The organism is Infirmifilum sp. (assembly GCF_049970975.1).
GTDB lineage: Archaea > Thermoproteota > Thermoprotei > Thermofilales > Thermofilaceae > Thermofilum > Thermofilum uzonense.
Genome location: NZ_JBMFLX010000161.1, coordinates 1 through 2,596, shown reverse-complemented (window position 1 = coordinate 2,596; position 2,596 = coordinate 1). Strand labels below are relative to the sequence as shown.

At 51.0% G+C, this 2,596-nt stretch carries 1 protein-coding gene; it reads left to right on the top strand.

Annotated elements, in window-relative coordinates; translation table 11 throughout:
* Nucleotides 1-115: 115 nt before the first annotated feature.
* On the top strand, nt 116-2,596 hold a 2,481-nt coding region (locus ACP5KC_RS10015; protein WP_428287473.1), incomplete at its 3' end, for a vWA domain-containing protein.

The window sequence follows — 2,596 nt, the reverse complement described above, 5'->3', positions numbered from 1 at the left end:
GCACCTTCGTGAACGGCGTCGACATCAGGGGCAAGGGGCCGGTGCCGATCAAGCAAGGCGACGTCATCGAGGTACCGAATGCTTTTCAGGCTCGCTTCTCAGTTAGGTGAAGAAGATGAGGGAGCGCCTCGAATGTCTCCGAAAAATCATTACTAAGAAAACTGGCTTGCGGATAATCAAAATCCTCTGCTCTGTGTTTTTAATAGCACTCGTATTCACAAACGTAATTATACCAGTGCTAACAACCCCTCCCAAAGTACCCGACTACATAGCTAAGTATCTTAAAGATGGTGAGAACGTAGTCCATGTTGAGGAAATATCCTTCCGCAATCAACCCGAATACAACATGACAGCGTATATTTTATCATCGGGTAAAGTCATCCTCTACTCGGAGAATCTTCGCAAAGTCGTTCTCGGCGATGAATGGGTTGGCGTTCAGGATGGAGATAGAGTAGCTCTCGAGCTCTATTCAGCCTACTACTTCTTCAGCATCAAGAAAATCAATAAAACTGAATTAATTAAAGATATTAACAAGGATGATATCATGATTTTCATTAAAGGAGTAGACATTTTTAACAGTTATGCTAAATCACGCTTAGTAGATTTGGGAGTAGTTACTATCCTAACAGGAGCGCTTCTACTTCTTCTTTTTCCACCATCTGGAATGGTCGGGCTAACTTTATTCTTAATATCTTATACTGCGAAAGCAGCATCGATTGTACATGACTTCCTCAACAACTTGAATCTTGGGCTAGAGCAATTCCCTCAGGTGTACTTCACCCTAGCGGTTTTGAAACCTGATAAAGAGGCTTACGCTGCGTTTAACATGGCCTTAGAAAAGCTAGGTGATAAAGATGCAGAGAGAGCACTAAAGAATATTTCAAATACTCTTAATGTAATTACTGGAGCCCATGAGTTAGCGGGAAAGTCTTTAATTATTCTCTCAGTTTTGGCGTCAAAAAACCAGGTTCTTACACCGGTCGTTGAAGCAGTAGGTCGTGACGGCGTAGTAAAGCTTTTTGAGTTCTTTATAACTTCTGACTACGCTAGAGCTCAAGATCTCCTAGAGAAATTAGAGAAATGGAGTACAGCGGCAACGACCCAAGAGAAGCTATCAGCGGTTCAAGGCATCGAGCAGCACGTGTGGGAGGCTGCCCTTCAAACCATTGTGAGTGAAGCAGCTTGGTTCTTGACCCACTACTTTAGTGTAAAGCCTCTCGAAAATAGAGACAAGCTAGCGGGGTTCTACGGGGTTCACTGCTTGCTTTTAGCGGATCTTGGCCAAGGTCTAGACTCCCACAGCGATTCCATAGAGAGAGGGTTCTACGCGCCCTCCATAGGTAATCTGCTCGAGTTCTACGCCTACAAGGCGCTGTACCACGATTTAGAGAGGGAGTTATACGAGGGTCTCCTCAAAAGCTCGGTTGAGGATGCCTACTCTATCGGGATAGTATCCAATCACATGTGCGTACCGTGCATAACGGGCGATGTTACAGACAAAGCCACCATTCTTGCTAAAATCTCCGGTTCCTGGAAACAATTTACGGAAACAAGGTATAATAATTCGAAATCTAAGTTAAAAAGAACGGTTGAAACGGCTTTCATTCTCTACAAGGAAGCGATGGATGCCTACAATGCGTTCCGGGAGGATATGGCTAGCAGGAGGAAGACACCGGGGCCCGTTTCGGGGCTGCGGGTAGTACTCGTGATGGACGTCTCGGGTAGCATGAATGATGAGTTCCGGGGTGAGAGGAAGATCGACGCGGCTATAAGGTCGGCAAAGGACTTCGTTAGGCTCGTCTCGCCGCTGGATAAGGTGGCCATCGTCAAGTTCTCGACGTCGGCCAGCGTCGTCGCCGACTTCACCGGTGATAAGGGGTCGCTGATCCAGGCGCTGGGCACTCTGTCGCCCGGTGGTAGGACTGCACTCGGCGATGGGCTGTGGCTGGCACTCGACCTTATAGAGCAGGGGCCGAGGGAGGGAGCTGCCGCCGTCATACTGCTCACGGACGGGATGCACAACGCTGGGACTCATACACCGCTCGAGAGCGCCAAGAGGGCTAGGGCGCTGAAGGTGCCCGTGTACACGCTGGGCTTCGGGGAGAAAGTCGACCTCGATGAGAACGTGCTAGCGAATGTGGCAAGTGTCACCGGTGGCGTATACGTCTACGCTCCATCTCCCGAGGACCTTCGCCGCATATACACCCAGCTCTCCGGGTACATCTCCGGCCACCTAGCCGTCCAGAGCCTACTCCAGACGCTGCGCCAAGGCGAGGAGCTTTCAATGACAGTGCCCGTAGAGAGGGGGCAGAGCTACTTCTCCGTTAGGGCCTCCTACACTGGAAGCTCCCTCAGCATCACCGCCATCTCGCCCAGCGGGAGGGTCCTAAACCTGAGGTCCTCCAACGTGGTGTACTACCGGGAGAAGGGCGTGGAGCAGCTGACGGTGTACTACCCCGAGAGCGGGGAGTGGAAAGTTCTCGTGAAGGCCGTTGAGGCCCCCTCCCAGGGCATCGACCTAGCCGTCTCGGTGCTTCGGCCGGGCTTCACGGCGAGGCTGCGGGATGAGGTCCTCACAATAGTGCCCGGTGGGGGG